General features: G+C 69.1%; 15 protein-coding genes and 1 other RNA gene. 9 read left to right on the forward strand and 7 right to left on the reverse strand.

Features of this window, described 5'->3' with window-relative positions; genetic code table 11:
• Positions 1-15 precede the first annotated feature (15 nt).
• Positions 16-750 carry an SDR family oxidoreductase gene (locus tag AB3X08_RS09790; RefSeq protein WP_184410188.1) on the forward strand — a complete coding sequence of 245 codons (735 nt, stop codon included), beginning with the start codon at positions 16-18 and terminating at the stop codon, positions 748-750.
• Complete coding sequence (locus AB3X08_RS09795; protein WP_369937939.1) at positions 744-2,195, forward strand: efflux transporter outer membrane subunit; 1,452 nt, start codon at positions 744-746, stop codon at positions 2,193-2,195. The genes AB3X08_RS09790 and AB3X08_RS09795 overlap by 7 nt, the downstream gene beginning before the upstream one ends.
• A 241-nt stretch (positions 2,196-2,436) precedes the next feature.
• On the opposite strand, the gene AB3X08_RS09800 is transcribed toward AB3X08_RS09795, so the two are convergent.
• Both AB3X08_RS09800 and AB3X08_RS09805 read right to left on the reverse strand, forming a co-directional pair.
• Positions 2,437-3,423, reverse strand: coding sequence for a GGDEF domain-containing protein (locus AB3X08_RS09800; RefSeq protein ID WP_369937940.1), 987 nt, complete (start codon positions 3,421-3,423; stop codon positions 2,437-2,439).
• 259 nt (positions 3,424-3,682) lie between these two features.
• A complete protein-coding gene (locus AB3X08_RS09805; protein WP_369937941.1) occupies positions 3,683-4,720 on the reverse strand; it encodes a LysR substrate-binding domain-containing protein in 1,038 nt (345 codons plus the stop codon).
• A gap of 108 nt (positions 4,721-4,828) precedes the next feature.
• Here AB3X08_RS09805 and AB3X08_RS09810 point away from each other — a divergent pair, with 108 nt between their 5' ends.
• A complete protein-coding gene (locus AB3X08_RS09810; protein ID WP_369937942.1) occupies positions 4,829-5,413 on the forward strand; it encodes an FMN-dependent NADH-azoreductase in 585 nt (194 codons plus the stop codon).
• Between the two features lie 269 nt (positions 5,414-5,682).
• On the opposite strand, the gene AB3X08_RS09815 is transcribed toward AB3X08_RS09810, so the two are convergent.
• Entirely contained in the window at positions 5,683-5,964 is a 282-nt protein-coding gene (locus AB3X08_RS09815) for a hypothetical protein (RefSeq protein WP_369937943.1), read from the reverse strand.
• 541 nt (positions 5,965-6,505) lie between these two features.
• Positions 6,506-6,857: a transfer-messenger RNA gene (ssrA, locus tag AB3X08_RS09820) on the reverse strand.
• A 674-nt stretch (positions 6,858-7,531) separates the two neighbouring features.
• On the opposite strand from ssrA, the gene AB3X08_RS09825 reads away from it, so the two are divergent.
• Positions 7,532-9,778 carry a S8 family serine peptidase gene (locus AB3X08_RS09825; protein ID WP_369938504.1) on the forward strand — a complete coding sequence of 749 codons (2,247 nt, stop codon included), beginning with the start codon at positions 7,532-7,534 and terminating at the stop codon, positions 9,776-9,778.
• Between the two features lie 71 nt (positions 9,779-9,849).
• On the opposite strand, the gene smpB is transcribed toward AB3X08_RS09825, so the two are convergent.
• On the reverse strand, positions 9,850-10,353 hold the full coding sequence (gene smpB / locus AB3X08_RS09830) for an SsrA-binding protein SmpB (protein ID WP_369937944.1): 504 nt from the start codon (positions 10,351-10,353) through the stop codon (positions 9,850-9,852).
• Between the two features lie 60 nt (positions 10,354-10,413).
• Between smpB and AB3X08_RS09835 the strand changes: the two genes are divergently transcribed.
• Positions 10,414-10,845 (forward strand): type II toxin-antitoxin system RatA family toxin, encoded by a 432-nt coding sequence (locus tag AB3X08_RS09835; protein ID WP_184410181.1) that lies wholly within the window; start codon positions 10,414-10,416, stop codon positions 10,843-10,845.
• Positions 10,842-11,105, forward strand: a complete 264-nt coding sequence (locus AB3X08_RS09840) for an RnfH family protein (RefSeq protein WP_369937945.1) — start codon at positions 10,842-10,844, stop codon at positions 11,103-11,105. Before AB3X08_RS09835 ends, AB3X08_RS09840 begins: the two co-directional genes overlap by 4 nt.
• 27 nt (positions 11,106-11,132) lie before the next feature.
• Here AB3X08_RS09840 and AB3X08_RS09845 read toward each other — a convergent pair whose 3' ends face one another.
• Complete coding sequence (locus AB3X08_RS09845; RefSeq protein ID WP_184410179.1) at positions 11,133-11,531, reverse strand: outer membrane protein assembly factor BamE; 399 nt, start codon at positions 11,529-11,531, stop codon at positions 11,133-11,135.
• A gap of 103 nt (positions 11,532-11,634) precedes the next feature.
• Between AB3X08_RS09845 and fur the strand changes: the two genes are divergently transcribed.
• Positions 11,635-12,054, forward strand: a complete 420-nt coding sequence (fur, locus tag AB3X08_RS09850; protein ID WP_369937946.1) for a ferric iron uptake transcriptional regulator — start codon at positions 11,635-11,637, stop codon at positions 12,052-12,054.
• A gap of 425 nt (positions 12,055-12,479) precedes the next feature.
• Here fur and recN read toward each other — a convergent pair whose 3' ends face one another.
• The gene (gene recN, locus AB3X08_RS09855) at positions 12,480-14,147 is read right to left on the reverse strand and encodes a DNA repair protein RecN (RefSeq protein WP_369937947.1); all 1,668 of its coding nucleotides are present in this window, start codon (positions 14,145-14,147) and stop codon (positions 12,480-12,482) included.
• Between the two features lie 113 nt (positions 14,148-14,260).
• On the opposite strand from recN, the gene hrcA reads away from it, so the two are divergent.
• Positions 14,261-15,319 (forward strand): heat-inducible transcriptional repressor HrcA, encoded by a 1,059-nt coding sequence (hrcA, locus tag AB3X08_RS09860; protein WP_369937948.1) that lies wholly within the window; start codon positions 14,261-14,263, stop codon positions 15,317-15,319.
• Between the two features lie 174 nt (positions 15,320-15,493).
• Positions 15,494-16,015, forward strand: coding sequence for a nucleotide exchange factor GrpE (gene grpE, locus AB3X08_RS09865; RefSeq protein ID WP_184410175.1), 522 nt, complete (start codon positions 15,494-15,496; stop codon positions 16,013-16,015).
• Positions 16,016-16,033 lie beyond the last annotated feature (18 nt).

A 16,033-nucleotide genomic window follows, 5' to 3' on the forward strand; every position in this document is an offset into this window, starting at 1 on the left:
TTTCAGGAAATCCGCATGAACACGACCCACAAGATCGCACTCGTCACCGGCGCCACCCGCGGCATCGGCCTGCACACCGTGCGCCAGCTGGCCGAGACCGGCGTGCACACGCTGCTGGCCGGCCGCGACTCCACCCGCGCCACCGCCGCCGCGCTGGAACTGCAGGGCGAAGGCCTGCCGGTGGAAGCGCTGACCCTGGACGTCACCGATGCCGCCAGCATCGCCGCCGCGGTGGCGACGGTGCAGGCGCGCCACGGCCGGCTCGACATCCTGGTCAACAACGCCGGCATCATCGTCGACGACTTCAAGCTGGCGGTCTCGCAGCAGAGCCTGCAGACCTGGCGCACCACCTTCGACACCAACCTGTTCGGCCTGATCGCCGTCACCCAGGCGTTCCTGCCGCTGCTGCGCGCTGCACCGGCCGCGCGCATCGTCAACGTCTCCAGCCTGCTGGGCTCGTTGACGCTGCACAGCCAGCCCGGCTCGCCGATCTACGACTTCAAGGTGCCGGCCTACAACGTGTCCAAGAGCGCGGTCAACGCGTGGACCGTGCAACTGGCCTACGAACTGCGCGACACCCCGATCAAGGTCAACACCATCCATCCCGGCTACGTGAAGACCGACATGAATGCTGGCGAAGGCGAACTGGAAGTGGCCGACGGCGCGCGCAGCAGCGTGATGATGGCGCTGCTCGACGCCGATGGCCCGACCGGCAGCTACACCCATGTGGGCCAGGTGCTGCCATGGTGATCCGTCCTGTCATCGGCGCGCTGGCGTTGGCGCTGCTCAGTGCCTGCGCCAGCGTTGGCCCCAACTACCGCGCACCGGAACAGGCGCCGGTGACGCTGCAGGGTGCGGCGGACCCGGTGTTCGCGACCACCTCGCCGGTCGCCTCGTGGTGGGCGCAGTTCGACGACCCGGTGCTGGAACAGCTGGTGCACCAGAGCCTGGTCGCCAACCTCGACCTGCGCATCGCCCTGGCGCGGGTGCACGAGGCGCGCGCGGTCTTCGCCGAACGGCGCCTGGACCAGGCGCCGCACGTCACCGCGAACGGCGATTACAGCCGCGGCAAGGCGCCGGATGCGGATGCCGGCGGCGCGCGGGTGCTGACCGAGAGCTACAGCCTGGGCTTCGATGCCGGCTGGGAACTCGACCTGTTCGGACGCCAGCGCCGCGCCAGCGAGGCGGCGCGCGCCGACCTGGAAGCCGAACAGGCCGGCATGGCCGATGCGCAGGTCACCGTCGCCGCGGAAGTGGCCCGCAACTACTTCGAGTTGCGCGGCGCGCAGAAGCGCATCGCGGTCGCGCGCACCACGCTGGACAACCTGCGCGATACCCAGCGCCTGACCGAGACCCGCTGGCAACTGGGCGCAGGCAGCGAACTGGACGTGCAGAGCAGCCGCGCCCGGCTCAAGGCGATCGAGGCCGACATCCCGTTGCTGGAAGTCAGCGAAGCGCAGGCGCGGCATCGGCTGGCGGTGCTGCTCGGGCGCCAGCCCGGCGCGCTCGACGAGCTGCTGGCACCGCGTGCGACGCCGGCCTACGCCCGCGCGCTGCCGCTGGGCGATACCACCCAGTTGCTGCGCCGGCGACCGGATGTGCGCATCGCCGAGCGCCGCCTGGCCGCGGCGACGGCGCAGGTCGGCGTGGCCACCGCCGACCTGTTTCCGCGGATCAGCCTCAGCGGCTTCGTCGGCTTCCTGTCCGGCGATGCCGGCTCGCTGCTGAAGGGCAGCAGCAAGGCCTGGTCGCTGACGCCGTCGATCAGCTGGGCGGCGTTCGACTTCGGCACCGTGCGGGCGCGGCTGCGCGCCAGCCAGGCCCAGGCCGACGGTGCTGCCGCCGACTACGAGAAGGCGGTGCTCGGCGCGCTGGAGGACACCGAGAACGCCTTGACCTCCTACGCCAAACAGCAGGCGCGGCTGGCGATCGTCGCCGAGCAGGCGCAGGCGGCGGGTCGTGCCGAAGCGCTGGCGCAAGTGCGTTACCGCGAAGGGTCGGAGGATTTCCTGACCCTGCTCGATACGCAGCGCACCAAGCTGTCCGCCGACGATGCGCTGGCCGATGCCGAAGCGTCGGTCAACATCGGCGTGGTGCGGGTCTACAAGGCGCTGGGCGGCTGGGGCCAGGATGCGGTGCTGCCGCCGGAGGTGGCCTTGGCAACGCCGCCGGCAGCGGCGCCGGTGGCGCGCTGACGGGAAGGACGTCTTCTCTCGGTTGGCGACGGGCCGCGGGATCGAGCCGCGGGACGCCGCTTCGGTCGCGCTGGGCGACAGCAAGAACGCCCATCGCGACCGGCGGTTTGCGCCAGTAGAGGGCGCCGCGGCCGGAATGCCGCGGCGCCTGTACGGCAGCGCAGCCTAGATCGCGCATGACGGCGGGATCAGCATCCGCCTCGATGTCGATCCCGTTACCGTACTCGCGCAGTACGACCGATCACGCCGAAGGCAGGTCCTGGGCGATCACGTAGGTGTCGCGCCCGCCGTTCTTGGCCTGGTACAGCGCCGCGTCGGCGCGCGAGAACCAATCCTGCCAGTGCTGCTCGTCGCACAGCATGGCCGCGCCGAGGGAAACGCTGAGGCGGCCGCCGGGGCCGCGCAAGGCCTCGCGCGTGACCTGGTGCAGGCGCTTGGTGAATGCCGCCAGTTCGCTATGCGACTGCAGCCGCGCCACCACCACGAATTCCTCGCCGCCGAAGCGGAACACCTCGTCCGGCGCGCGCACCTGGAGGCGCAGCAGCGCAGCCAGTTCGGCCAGCGTGCGGTCGCCGGCAGCGTGCCCGTAGAGGTCGTTGACCTCCTTGAAGTGATCGATGTCGATCACGATCAGCCCATGCCGCCGCGTCTTGCGGCGCGCATCGGTTACGCGCTGCGACAGGCTGCGTTCCAGCATGCGCCGGTTCGGCAGCCCGGTCAGCGCGTCGTGCGACGCCATCTGTTCCAGCTGCACGCGGTCGCCCTCCAGGCGCAAGGACAACACATAGCCCAGGCCGGTGATCAGCAGCGAGACGGCGATCAACGAGAACGTGTGCTCGGCGCCGAGCAGGGTGCCCGGCGTGACCAGCATGATCACGATCAAGGTGGCGTTGCAGGCCAGCCCGACGCTGCGCGCGACCACGAAGAAATTGCTCATCATCACCAGGTATAGCCACGGCACCGCAGCCTGGTGCAAGGCATGGCTGGCCAACGCGCCGCCCAGCAGCCAGCTCAGGGTCAGCAGCGCGTCCATGCGGCCGTCGCCGCGGCGCAAGGCCAGCGCGGTGGCCAACGCCGCCAGGCCGGCCAACGCGACCCCGGCGGCGCCGCCCCAGACATGGCCGTGGAGCCACCGATAGATTCCGAACAGCAGCAGGACCGCGGCCGTGGTCGGCCCCAGGATCTTGATGATGCCGAGCCGGAAGTGCCGGCGCATCGACGCGCTCACGGGCGTACTGCGCTTTGCGCAGCGCGCGCTGTAGGCCTGGCGGAGAGAGAAGCGTGCATGCGGACGTCGCGCTGCGTTGGGGTCGCAGTGGAGAGGCAAATTCTGTGCCGTCCGCCGCATCGGTCGTGTGAGTGGGGCAGGGCGGGGCGGATCGCCGGGCAGCTGCGGTCGCGTCCATGCGGCGCCGCGTGCCGATCCGCCGTGCCCGAATTGGCGCAAGGCGGCCGCTGGCGCGGGGCGGGCGTCGCACCTGCGCGCTTCACTCCCGTGGGATCGGCATCGGTGCCGCTGCAGGAACGGTGCCGGCGACAGGGGCCGTGTGCGGCCCGGGCGCCTGGCATGGCTCGGGCGGCAGTCGCTGGCACTCGTGGTGGAACGTGGCCTGCGGCAGGCGCTCGGCCAGGAAATCGACGAAGCTGCGGACCGCCGGCAGCAGGCCGCGGCGGCTCGGGTAGACGAAATGCAGCAAGCCCTGCGCGGTGCTGTAGTCCGGCAACACCCATTCCAGCAGGCCGTTGGCGAGCAGCGGGGCGCAGAACTCCTCGGGCAGCAGCGCCACGCCGCAGTCCTGCACGGCCGCGGCCGTGAGCACCGAGAAATCGCCGCTGACCAGCCGCGGCGCCATCTCCACCGCGGTCTTGTTGCCGCCGCCGTCGAGCAGTTCCCACAAGTGCGCGCCCTCGTGTTCGAACATCGACAATGCCGGTAGTCGGGCCAGGTCCTGCAGCGTCTGCGGGCGGCCATGTGCGTTCAGGAACGCGCGGCTGGCCACCAGGATGCTGCGCGCATGGCCGACGCTGCGTACCACCAGGGTGGCATCGGTATCGAGCTTGTCGCGCACCCGGATCGCCACGTCGTAGCCTTCGCCGATCACGTCCACGCGGCGGTTGGTCGCGGTGAGCCGCACCCGCACCTTGGGATGTTCGCGCAGGAAGGCCGGCAGGAGCGGGCCCAACACGTTCTGCGCCAGCGACACCGGGCAGCTGACCCGCACCACGCCGCGCGGCTCGGTACGCAGTTCGTCGACCGCCTCCTGTGCCGCGCGCGCTTCTTCCAGCACCGCGCGGCAGTGCTGGTAGAAGCGCGTGCCGACCTCGGTGACCATGAAGCGGCGCGTGGTCCTCTGCAGCAGGCGCACCCCGAGCCGCTCCTCGAGCTGGGCGATGCGCTTGCTCAGCCGCGACTTGGGCAGGCCCAGCGCGCGCCCGGCGGCGGAAAATCCGCCGTGTTCGACCACCGAGGCGAAGAAATACAGATCGTTGAGGTCGTGCAGGACGCCGTCCATCGTCGGGCTCATCGTTTCTTATTGCGAACGATCAGTGTACTTCATGCGGGCTAATCGCCGGATTGTTTCGCGCGTATCGTCTTCGTCATACCGCTACGCGGTCAACGCAAAGGACCTCCCATGAAACTCCTGCACATCGACAGCAGCGCGCTTGGCGCGCATTCCGTCTCACGCGGCCTGACCGACGCCATCGTCGCCGAGTTCGTCGCCGCGCATCCGGGCGTGGATGTCGCCTACCGCGACATGCATGCCGCGCCGCTGAGCCACTGGGCGCCGCCGGCCGGCGATACCGACCCGGCAGCCATCGAAAACAGCCAGGTGCTGGAAGAGTTCTTGGCCGCCGATGTCGTGGTGATCGGCGCGCCGATGTACAACTTCGGCATCGCCAGCTCGCTGAAGGCCTGGATCGACCGCCTCGCCGTGGCCGGCAAGACTTTCCGCTACGGCGCGACCGGTGCGGAAGGCCTGGCCGGCGGCAAGCGCGTGATCGTCGCGTCTTCGCGCGGCGGCATCTACAGCCCGGGAACCCCGGCGGCGGCGAACGATTTCCAGGAGACCTACCTGCGCGCGGTGTTCGGTTTCTTCGGTATCACCGACATCGCGTTCGTCCGCGCCGAAGGCGTGGCGATGGGCGACGATCACCGCAGCCAGGCGATCGGCGGCGCGATCGCCGGCATCGGTGGCTTGTTGCGCGAAGCCGCGTGATCGGCGACGTCGCGCGTAGCCGGAGTGTTTTCCGGTAGCGGGGCGGCGGGCAGCGGGAGCGGCCGGATGCAGATGCGCCCGCCCGTTCTCGCATACGCAACCCAGCGGGTGAGTTTCTAGTGCGGAGCGCTGGCGAGCGCGTGCATGGCCGCGATGGCGACGCCGCCGTATCGGCCATGCCGATGAAATCGAGATAAGCCCGTCCATCCGATGGCATCCATGCCGCTGCGCGTGGCCGTCGCCGGCGCTGGATCTGCTCTGTTGCGACGCTACCTGGCGTCGCCTTCGATCAGGCGCATGCCTTGCGGGCTGAGCGCGATGTCGCCGTCTTCGCCTTGCGCGGCGTAGTCTGCGCGCACGGCCCAGTTCGCCTCTTCTTCGCTGACGGGCTTCGTGGCATGGATGTCCTGCAGAATGCGCAGTTGTTCGTGGGTCAGTTGCATGGCGCACCAAGGTCGGCAATCGATGCCTCCACCGTACAGGCCGCGCGTGATGGGTATGTCGCCGGGGCGGCCTGGGCAGGCCGCAGTCCTCGAGCGGCGCGTCACCATGCCACGTGAATCGTGGGATCCGCAACGCAAAGGCCGGACACCGTTTCGCGCGTGTCGTCGTTCCGACACGCCGCGAGGACATCTTCCTAACAGTGCCTGCCGCATTCTTCCGTCACCAGCTGTGCGGCCGCGGATAAACATCTAGGGCTGCTTCAAGGATGCAGACATCCGCGGCTGGACCATCTTCCTGCGATGTGTCGCAGATGCACCCACCGCGGTGCGGCCTTGCGACCTTCAGCCAACTGCGCCGTGTGCTACCGGCGCTCATCGTAACGACCGGCAGCGCCTCGATCCGCTCATCTGCAGCGCCGCATCGAGGTGCTGAGCGATGGTTGTCGCTGCGAGAAGACCAATGGCATCGCAAGCACCCGGTGACAGATCGCACCAAGTCCGGAAACGCGGACGCCCGCAGACCCATCGCGCCGTGTGGGAAGGGCGCGTCTGTCGGCATCGGATACCAACAAAAAGGGCCGGATTGCCCTGGAATCCAGGAAAATCCGACCCTTGTCGTACGTCCGCCAAATCGCTGCGAACGTTCAGATGGTGGAGGTGGGCGGAATCGAACCGCCGTCCGAAGGCACTCCATCCCCGGCACTACATGCTTAGCTCATCGTTGGATCTCGCCCCGGAACAGCACGATGTGCGAAGCGCATCCCGGGACCAGCCTGCTTGATTTAGCCAATGGCTGACAGGCAGCCACCACCGGCGATTCCGTGATAATGACCCTACGTCGCGAGCACGGACACAAGCGATTTCGGGGCTAGGCCTTAAGCGGCCAGTGCGTAGTTGTCGTCGTTGGCAACTATAAGTTTGCGGCTGGATTTACGAGGAAAGCTGCCCCCTCGGCATGCGCCAAGCGATTTTGCAACCCCCGTCGAAACCAGTGCACCCCCGGGGAAAACGTAAAACGCTGACTCGCACAGTGTAGGGATCGGGGAGGGCAGTCACAAGTCTTGCGACTGCGGCGGCTTAAGCTGGCTTCACTCGGCGCGGCAGCTGGCGGTATGCGCCGACGGACCTCCCCCAGGCATGGAGCACCGCGATGGCAACCAGGCAACAGCGTGCGCGCGACGGCGGGCGCGATGGGAAACGAGCAGCCGCGGCGTCGGTAGCCGCAGCGAAACCGGCGAAAGCGCCCGCCCAGGGTGGCCGGGCGTCGCCCGACCGGCGCGGCGTTGCGGCGAAGAAGGCCAAGCCCGGGAACGCCGCGGCGCAGCGCGCCGGGGCGAAGACCGCGGAAAGGGCGGTCGCTCGGTCGAGCGCATCGGCGCGGCGCACTGCGGCGGAGCCGACAGCTGGCGGCAAGGCCGGAGCAGGCGCACGCAAGGCGGCCAAGGCCCGGACAGCCAAACCCAAGGCGGCCAGATCCGCGGCAGCCGAGCCGCAAGCCGCCGCCAAGCGTGCCTCCTCGTCTCGTGGCAACGCAGCTGCCGCCACCGCCGCCAGTGCTCATGCGCCTGGGCGCACCCTCAGGCCCAAGGCCACCGGCGCAAGCTCGCTGGCGCAGGGCCAGGCGCGCACGGTCGTCTACATCCACGGCATCGGCAACAAGCCGCCGGCCGAGGTGCTGCGCTGCCAGTGGGACCGCGCCCTGTTCGGCCGCGAGATGGGCGAGCGCACGCGCATGGCGTACTGGGTCAACCGCGAGCGCTATCCCTCGCCCGAGCCCGGCAGTTGCCAGGATCAGGATCGTGGGCCGGCCCTGAATCAGGCCGAGCAGCGCGTACTGGGCGCGCTTGGCGTTGTACCGCAACTGGCCGATCTGCGCCAACTGGCCGATTCGCTGGCCGCCAGCGAGACCGAACGTGCCTGGCTGCAGCAACTGCTGGACGAGGTGCAGGCGGCCGCGCCTGCGCCGGAGCCCACCGGCCTGCATGCGCAGGGGCCGATCGACGTACTGAACCGGATGCTGCTCAAGCTGATTTCCGCCGCGCTGCTGCAGGACGTGCACGATTTCTTCTTCGTGCCGGCGCGGCGCGAGCAGATGCGCGAAAGCCTGCTGCAGCGCATGCGCGCCGGTGGCGGTCCGTTCGTGGTGATCGCGCACAGCCAGGGGTCGCTGATCGCCTACGACGTGCTGCGCGAGTTCGAGGCCGAAGGCTGCGAGGTGTCGCTGTTGCTGACCCTGGGCTCGCCGCTGGGCCTGCCGGTGGTGCGCAGCATGTTCAAGCAGTGGACCGGCACGCCGAAGTTGCCGTTTCCGGCGTGCGTGAAGCGCTGGCTCAACGTCGCCGAGCGGCGCGATCCGGTCGCGCTGGACGAGGATCTGAGCGACGACATCGCCGATGCGCAAGGGCGCTTCTACAACATCGCCGGATCGCAGATCAACCCGGATTGGCAGCGCAATCCGCATTCCGGCTCCGGCTACCTGTCCATCCCCGAGGTCCGCGCCGAGGTGCGGCGCGCAGTGGGTGTCGGCTTCGACCAGCCGATCGCGCATCCGGTGTTGATCAAGGACCTTTCCGACCAATTGGAGGCGCACGCGCCCGACTATCGCCACGAGGTGCTGATCGAACTGGACCGCCTGTCGGACGCGCGCGAGCCGGCGCAGTTGAAGCGCGACCTGATCGCGGCGCTGCGCGAGCTGACCCAGGCGTCCACCGGATTGAACGGGGAGGCGCTGGACGCGGCGATCGAGCTGGAGGACACGCTGCAGCGTTATGTGTCGGCGCGCCTGACCCGGTTCGAGATCGAAAGCCTGCGCGAGCGCTACCGCACGCTGAGCCTGAAACGGCTGTGGCGCGATGCCGGCAAGCGCGCGCTGATCTATCAGTCGCGCAGCACCGTGCAGGTCGACGCGGCGCAGGTGGCGTACCGCGCGCTCGGTTCCGGCATCGGCTGGGCGGTGCTGGACAGCGGCATCGCCGCGGCGCATCCGCATTTCCAGCCGCCCGGGCTGCCGGAAACGGTGCTGGCGCAATGGGACTGCACCCAGCGCGGCCGCGCCCGCGAGCTGCGCGGCCACGACGGCGCCGGCTTCGACACGCTGGACGGCAACGGCCATGGCACCCACGTGGCCGGGATCATCGCCGGGCAGTGCGAGGCGCCGCTGCCCGGGGTCGCGCCGGCCACGCCGCTGCGCTTCGCCGGCATGGCGCCGCAGGCGCGGCTGTACGGGCTGAAGGTGCTGGACGACGACGGCAATGGCCGCGATTCGTGGATCATCAAGGGCGTGCAGCAGGTCGCCGAGATCAACGAGCGCGCCGGCGAGCTGGTCGTCCACGGGGTCAACCTGAGCCTGGGTGGCTACTTCGATGCGGAAAGCTACGGCTGCGGCTTCACCCCGCTGTGCAACGAACTGCGCCGGCTATGGCGGCAGGGCGTGGTGGTGGTGATCGCCGCCGGCAACGACGGCCTGGCCTGGCTGATGCAGGACGATGGGCAGGCCTACCCGATGAATCTGGACCTGAGCATCGGCGACCCGGCCAACCTGGAGGAGGCGCTGGCGGTCGGCTCGGTGCACAAAAGCAGCCCGCACAGCTACGGCGTGTCGTATTTCTCCTCGCGCGGCCCGACCGCCGACGGCCGACACAAGCCGGACCTGGTGGCACCGGGCGAGAAGATCGTCTCCGCCCACCATCGCTACGACGTCGACGACCCCGGCACCTGGATGGTGGAGATGAGCGGCACCAGCATGGCGGCCGCGCACGTGTCCGGACTGATCGCCGCGTTCCTGTCGGTGCGCCGCGAGTTCATCGGCTTCCCCGACCGGGTCAAACAGCTGCTGCTCGACCAGTGCCTGGACCTGCAGCGCGATCCCTACATGCAGGGCCGCGGCTTGCCGAGTCTGATGCGGATGCTGGGCGGGACGTGATGGAGCAGGGATTCGGGATTAGGGATTGGCAAAGGCGGAGTACCGCGAATCCCCAATCCCGTCATCCCCAATCACGCGTTCTTGTTGTGCCGCCGCATGATCCGCTGCTTGTCGCGGGCCCAGTCGCGGTCCTTGGCGGCGTCGCGCTTGTCGTGGTCCTGCTTGCCCTTGGCCAGCGCGATCTCGAGCTTGATCTTGTTCTTGCTCCAGTACATCGCGGTGGGCACCAGGGTGTAGCCGTCGCGCTCGACGCGGCCGATCAGCTTGTCGATCTCGTGCCGGTGCAGCAGCAGCTTGCGGGTGCGGCGGTCGTCGGCGACCACATGGGTGGAGGCCTGGATCAGCGGGGTGAACTGCGCGCCGAACAGGAACAGTTCGCCCTGGCGTACGAACGCGTAGCTCTCGCCGATGTTGGCGCGGCCGGCGCGGATCGACTTGACCTCCCAGCCCTGCAGGGCCAGACCGGCCTCGTAGCGGTCCTCCAGGTGGTATTCGTGGCGCGCACGCTTGTTCAACGCGATGGTCTTGTTGGCCGTCGCGCCGTTTGCTTTATCCTTGGCGGGTTTCTTGCTCATCTTGCTATTGTCTCCGATTCGGGGCCTCCCGAACGTCTTGGTCCACTTTCCCCGCACCGAATGCCTATCATCCGCCGCAGCGCCCTGGTCGAACACCCCGCAACGCGCATGTTCGACCTGGTCAATGATGTCGCCGCCTATCCGCGCCGCTTCGCCTGGTGCGATGCGGCGCACGTGCTCGAGCATAGCGACCAATCCCTGGTGGCGCGGCTGGACCTGGGCGTGGGCTCGTTCCGGACCTGGTTCACCACCGAGAACCGGCTGCAGCGCCCCGACCGCATCGATATGCTGCTGCGCGACGGCCCGTTCAAGCGCCTGCAGGGGCAGTGGGAGTTCCAGGGTTTCAACGAGCATGCCAGCAAGGTCAGCCTGACGCTGGACTTCGAGCCGGCCTCGCGGCTGCTGGGGCCGGCGTTGGCATTGGGCTTCCAGAGCCTGGCCGACCGCATGGTCAACGACTTCGTGCGCGTGGCCGACCGCGAAGACCCATGAGCGGGCTGCAGGTCGAGGTGGTGCTGGCCTGGCCGGACCGCTTCGTCGCGCGCACGCTGCAATTGCCCGAAGGTTCCACCGTCGCCGATGCGGTGAGCGCGGCGGCCTTGGCCGAGGCTGTGCCGGGCATGCCCTGCGCGATTCATGGCAGCGTGGCCGCGCCGACCCAGCTGCTGCACGACGGCGACCGGGTCGAACTGCTCAGGCCATTGCTGGCCGATCCGAAGGACGCCCGGCGGCGACGCGCGAAACCGCGCTAGCGCCGCCAGGCGCGTTGCCGGCGCTGCTTATTCGCTGCGGCGCTGCTTCTTCTTGTCCTTGGCCAGGTTGCGGCCGAACTGGCGCACGCTGTTCTTGGCCAGCTCCGAATCGTTGTCCGGGAAATAGTCGCCTTCCCAGCGGGTCACCGTGTCGTTGTCGAAGTAGACGACGAAATTCTTGATCTCGGTCCGGCCGAGGCGGTCGAGGCGCTCGGTCGAGGTGTAGTCCCAGCGCTGCGCATGGAACGGATCCGGGATCGACGGGGTTCCCAGCAGCGCGTTCACCTGCTGCTTGCTCTGGCCGACCTTGAGCTGATCGACGGCCGCCTGCTTGATCAGGTTGCCTTGGTAGATGGGCTGCTTGTAGATGATCCCGCAGCCAGCGGTGGACAGGGCAACAGCGGCGACCAGCAAGAGATTGCGCATCGGGGACAGTACTGAGGGAAATCGGGTCGATGATACACTCCCGACGACCGCCGCGACCCATCCCGAGGCAGCTGGCGCTAAACCAGCTATGAATGGAGACGCCATGGAATCCCACGATCTGCGCAAAGTCGGCCTGAAGGTCACGCATCCCCGGATGCGTATCCTGGAGCTGCTCGAGCAGAAGTCGGCGCGCCACCACATGACCGCGGAAGAGATCTACCGCCAGCTGCTCGATCACGGCGACGAGATCGGCCTGGCCACGGTGTACCGGGTCCTGACCCAGTTCGAGGCGGCCGGACTGGTGCTCAAGCACAATTTCGAAGGCGGCCAGGCGGTGTACGAACTGGACCGCGGCGGCCACCACGACCATATGGTGGACGTGGACACCGGCAACGTCATCGAGTTCGAAAGCGCCGAGATCGAGGAGTTGCAGCGCAAGATCGCCGCCGAGCACGGCTACGAGCTGGAAGAGCACTCGCTGGTGCTGTACGTGCGCAGCAAGCGCCCGACCAAGAAGGGCTGAGCTGGCGCCGTGCGGGCGTGGTCGCGTTTGACCTGAACCCATCGCCGCGGACCGCGGTTGAAACCGCTGCTATAGGTTGAACCGCCTCCTGCAGAAGGCGGGCGGACGACTCGCCGAGTGCACTGTGGGAGGGACTTCAGTCCCGACGCGGTCCGACCCAGGGATGTTGGGCATCTCCGCTAGTCGCGGCTGAAACCTCTCACAGTGAACTCGCGGCGAACCGGCCGGGTGCACTGTAGGAGGGGCTTCAGCCCCGACCCGACACCATCCGGCGCCCACAAGCTGCCTACCCCAAATCGCCGAGGGACATGGCTCCAGTCACCGGATGGCTTGAGGCTGCGCAACCCCCTACGCGATGCGGCGCTCGGTTACCGAACCAACGCCAAGCCCGGCTTGCCAGCCCGGCAAGCGCCGCCCACGACGCCTCAGCCCGCGCTCTGCAACAGCCGCTTGGCGGCCGCGCGGGCTTCCTTGCTGACCTCGACCCCGCCCAGCATCCGCGCCAGTTCTTCCTCGCGCTGCCGCGGCGCAAGCAGTTCGACCGAGCTCTGGGTCATGCCCTCGACCGGCGCCTTGCTGACCCGGTAATGGGCGTGGCCCTGCGCCGCGACCTGCGGCAGGTGGGTCACGCACAGCACCTGGCGCTGCTCGCCGAGCGCGCGCAGCTTCTTGCCGACGATGTCGGCGACCGCGCCGCCGATGCCCGAGTCCACCTCGTCGAACACCATCGTCGGCACCGCGTCCAGGCCCAGTGCGGCGACCTCGATCGCCAGCGAGATGCGCGACAGCTCGCCGCCGGAGGCGACCTTGCGCAGCGCGCGCGGCGGCTGGCCGGCATTGGCCGCGACCAGGAACTCCACGCGCTCGGCACCGGCCGGGTCGGGGCGCTCGGTCTCGTGCGGCTCGAGCTGGATCTCGAAGCGTCCGCCGCCCATGCCCAGTTCGCCGATCAGCGCGGTGGTATCGCGCGACAGCGCCTGCGCGCCGCGCCGGCGGGTGCCGCTGAGCGCGGCGGCGGCGTCGCGCCAGGCCTGGGTGGCGCGGGCGATCTCCGCATCCAGCACGTCCAGGCGTTCGCCGGCGCCGCGCAGGCCTTCGACTTCGGCCAGCAGCGCGTCGCGGTGCTCGCCCAGGGTGTCCGTGGTGACCCGGTGCTTGCGCGCCAGGTCGTGCAGCCGGCCCAGTTTGCGTTCCATGTCCTCGAATTGCGCCGGGTCCGCGTCCAGGTCGTCGCGGACCCGGTCGACCAGCGCCAGCGCCTCTTCCAGCTGGATCGTGGCGCTGTCGATCAGCGCTTCGACCTCGGCCAGGCGCGGCTCGTATTCGCCGACCTTGCCGAGTTCGTGGCGGGTCTGCTGCAGCAGTTCCAGCACCGCCGGAGCTTCGTCGCCGTTGAGCCGCTGTGCGGCGCCCTCGCAGGCGCCGATCAGCGCCGCGGCGTGGGCCTGGCGGCGATGGTTGGCGTCCAGCGCGGCGATCGCCGCCGGGTCCAGGTCCTCGCGCTGCAGCTCGGCCAGCTGGTGTTCGAGGAAGCCGATGCGGTCGGACACGTCGCCCTGCGCCAGTAGCGTTTCGCGCTCGGCCAGCAACGCCTGCCAGCGCGCGGCGGCGGCGCGCACCGCGGCGCGTTCGGCATCGTTGCGGGCGTAGGCGTCGAGCAGGCCCAGCTGGCTGCCGCGCGACAGCAGCGCCTGGTGTTCGTGCTGGCCATGGATCTCGACCAGGTGCCCGGCCAGTTCGGCCAGCTGCGACAGGGTCACCGGACGGCCGTTGATCCAGGCGCGCGAGCCGCCGTCGGCGCGGATCACCCGGCGCAGCTGGCACTGTTCGTCGTCGTCGAGCTCGTTCTCGCGCAGCCAGGCGCGCGCCGGCGCGGCGTCGGGTACGGCGAATTCGGCCGACAGTTCGGCGCGGTCGGCGCCATGGCGGACCACGCCGCTGTCGGCGCGCAGCCCGGACAGGAAGCCGAGCGCGTCCACCATCAGCGACTTGCCGGCGCCGGTTTCGCCGGACACCACGGTCATGCCAGGGCCGAATTCCAGTTCGGTGCCGCGGACGACGGCGAAATCCTTGATCGAGAGATGTCTGAGCATGGGGGTCGCAAATCCAGGGCCGCGCAACGCTAGCATGCGCGGGTAGGTGGGCCAATGACTTGCCAAGCCGGCATGCAGCCATTATCTAGTGTCCAGTCTCACGGATTGATTCAATGCGCGCCTCTCCGGTCCACTCTTCGCTCGACCCACGCGCCCGGCAGCTGTTGCGCACGCTGATCTCGCGCTACATCCGCGATGGCGAACCGGTCGGCTCGCAGACCCTGGCCCGCCACGCCGGACTGGACGTGAGCCCGGCGACGATCCGCAACATCCTCGCCGACCTGGAGGACGCCGGCCTGCTCAGCTCGCCGCACACCTCGGCCGGGCGCATTCCCACCGCCACCGGCTACCGGGTGTTCGTCGACAGCCTGGTGCAGATGCGCCCGCCCGGCGAAGGCGAGGTGGCGCGGCTGCGCGCGGAGATGAGCAGCGCCGCCGGCACCCAGGCGCTGCTCGGCAGCGCCTCGGAACTGCTGTCGGCGATGACCCATTTCGTCGGCGTGGTCAGCGCGCCCAAGCGCGAGCAGTTCGCGTTCCGGCATATCGACTTCGTGCCGCTGGACGCGCGCCGGGTGCTGGCGATCCTGGTGTTCGCCGACAACGAGGTGCAGAACCGGGTCATCGAACCGCGCAAGGCCTACGAGCCGGCCGAGCTGGAGCGGGTGGCCAATTACTTGAACGGGCATTTCGCCGGGCGCGCGCTGGCCGATATCCGCGCCAGCCTGCTGCGCGACCTGCGCCACGCCCGCGACGAGATGGAGCTGCTGCTGGCGCACAGCGTGGAACTGGCCGAGCAGGCGCTGGCGCCGGCCGGCGACGACATGGTGCTGGCCGGGCAGACCAAGCTGATGGGGGTGCAGGACCTGTCGGACCTGGAGCGGCTGCGCGAGCTGTTCGAGATCTTCGCCAGCAAGCGCGAGATCCTGCAGCTGCTGGAGCGCACCATCCGTGCGCCGGGGGTGCGCATCTTCATCGGCGAGGAAACCGGGGTAGTGCCGCTGGAGAGCGTGTCGCTGGTCACCGCGCCGTACATGGCCGGCGGCCAGGTGCTGGGCGTGCTGGGGGTGATCGGCCCCAAGCGCATGGACTACGACCGGGTGATCCCGCTGGTACAGACCGCCGCCGAGGTCCTCGGCGCCGCCCTGGACCCGACCCCGCCGACCGAGCGCTAGCGTGCAAGGCAGGGGCGTCCAACTGGCCCCGAAGCCGGGGTTGCCGCCCGCTTTTCCCATTCCCGATTCCCGTCTCCCCATTCCCCCAAATGCAACACAGCATCTTGAATCCGCTGCGCACGCCCACATAGGTGGTCCGGTAGGGCGGGTGCATCATCCGCCAGGGAACCGGAAATGAACCAAGACCACCCCGAATTCGATTCTGAACATCTGTCCGAGGCACAGCAGCCCGCGTCCGATCCGCTGCAGGCGGAGATCGAGACCCTGCGCAGCGAGCTGGCGCTGGTCAAGGCCGACGCGCTGCGCGAGCGCGCCGACCTGGAAAACCAGCGCAAGCGCATCGCCCGCGACGTCGAGCAGGCGCGCAAGTTCGCCAACGAGCGCCTGCTCGGCGACCTGCTGCCGGTGTTCGACAGCCTGGACGCCGGCCTGAGCGCGGCCGGCAGCGAACCCAGCCCGCTGCGCGACGGCCTGGAACTTACTTACAAGCAACTGCTCAAGGTCGCCGCCGACAACGGCCTGACCCTGCTCGATCCGACCGGGCAGCCGTTCAACCCAGAGCACCACCAGGCGATCAGCCAGGCCGAGGCCGACGGCGTCGCCCCCGGTCACGTGATCCAGGTGTTCCAGAAGGGCTACCTGCTCAACGATCGCCTGCTGCGGCCGGCGCTCGTGGTGGTCGCCAAGCACGATTGACGCGCCGCCGGCGGTCCG

The sequence above is a fragment of the Xanthomonas sp. DAR 34887 genome (assembly GCF_041245805.1).
In the GTDB taxonomy this organism is placed as follows: Bacteria; Pseudomonadota; Gammaproteobacteria; order Xanthomonadales; family Xanthomonadaceae; genus Xanthomonas_A; species Xanthomonas_A tesorieronis.

Coding starts and splice junctions, on each gene's coding strand:
- recN (WP_369937947.1), bottom strand. CDS start 14,147: ATGCTCAGACATCTCTCGATCAAGGATTTCGCCGTCGTCCGCGGCACC.
- AB3X08_RS09840 (WP_369937945.1), top strand. CDS start 10,842: ATGAGCGGGCTGCAGGTCGAGGTGGTGCTGGCCTGGCCGGACCGCTTC.
- AB3X08_RS09810 (WP_369937942.1), top strand. CDS start 4,829: ATGAAACTCCTGCACATCGACAGCAGCGCGCTTGGCGCGCATTCCGTC.
- AB3X08_RS09845 (WP_184410179.1), bottom strand. CDS start 11,531: ATGCGCAATCTCTTGCTGGTCGCCGCTGTTGCCCTGTCCACCGCTGGC.
- grpE (WP_184410175.1), top strand. CDS start 15,494: ATGAACCAAGACCACCCCGAATTCGATTCTGAACATCTGTCCGAGGCA.
- fur (WP_369937946.1), top strand. CDS start 11,635: ATGGAATCCCACGATCTGCGCAAAGTCGGCCTGAAGGTCACGCATCCC.
- smpB (WP_369937944.1), bottom strand. CDS start 10,353: ATGAGCAAGAAACCCGCCAAGGATAAAGCAAACGGCGCGACGGCCAAC.
- AB3X08_RS09815 (WP_369937943.1), bottom strand. CDS start 5,964: ATGGTGACGCGCCGCTCGAGGACTGCGGCCTGCCCAGGCCGCCCCGGC.
- AB3X08_RS09795 (WP_369937939.1), top strand. CDS start 744: ATGGTGATCCGTCCTGTCATCGGCGCGCTGGCGTTGGCGCTGCTCAGT.
- AB3X08_RS09835 (WP_184410181.1), top strand. CDS start 10,414: ATGCCTATCATCCGCCGCAGCGCCCTGGTCGAACACCCCGCAACGCGC.
- AB3X08_RS09805 (WP_369937941.1), bottom strand. CDS start 4,720: ATGAGCCCGACGATGGACGGCGTCCTGCACGACCTCAACGATCTGTAT.
- AB3X08_RS09790 (WP_184410188.1), top strand. CDS start 16: ATGAACACGACCCACAAGATCGCACTCGTCACCGGCGCCACCCGCGGC.
- hrcA (WP_369937948.1), top strand. CDS start 14,261: ATGCGCGCCTCTCCGGTCCACTCTTCGCTCGACCCACGCGCCCGGCAG.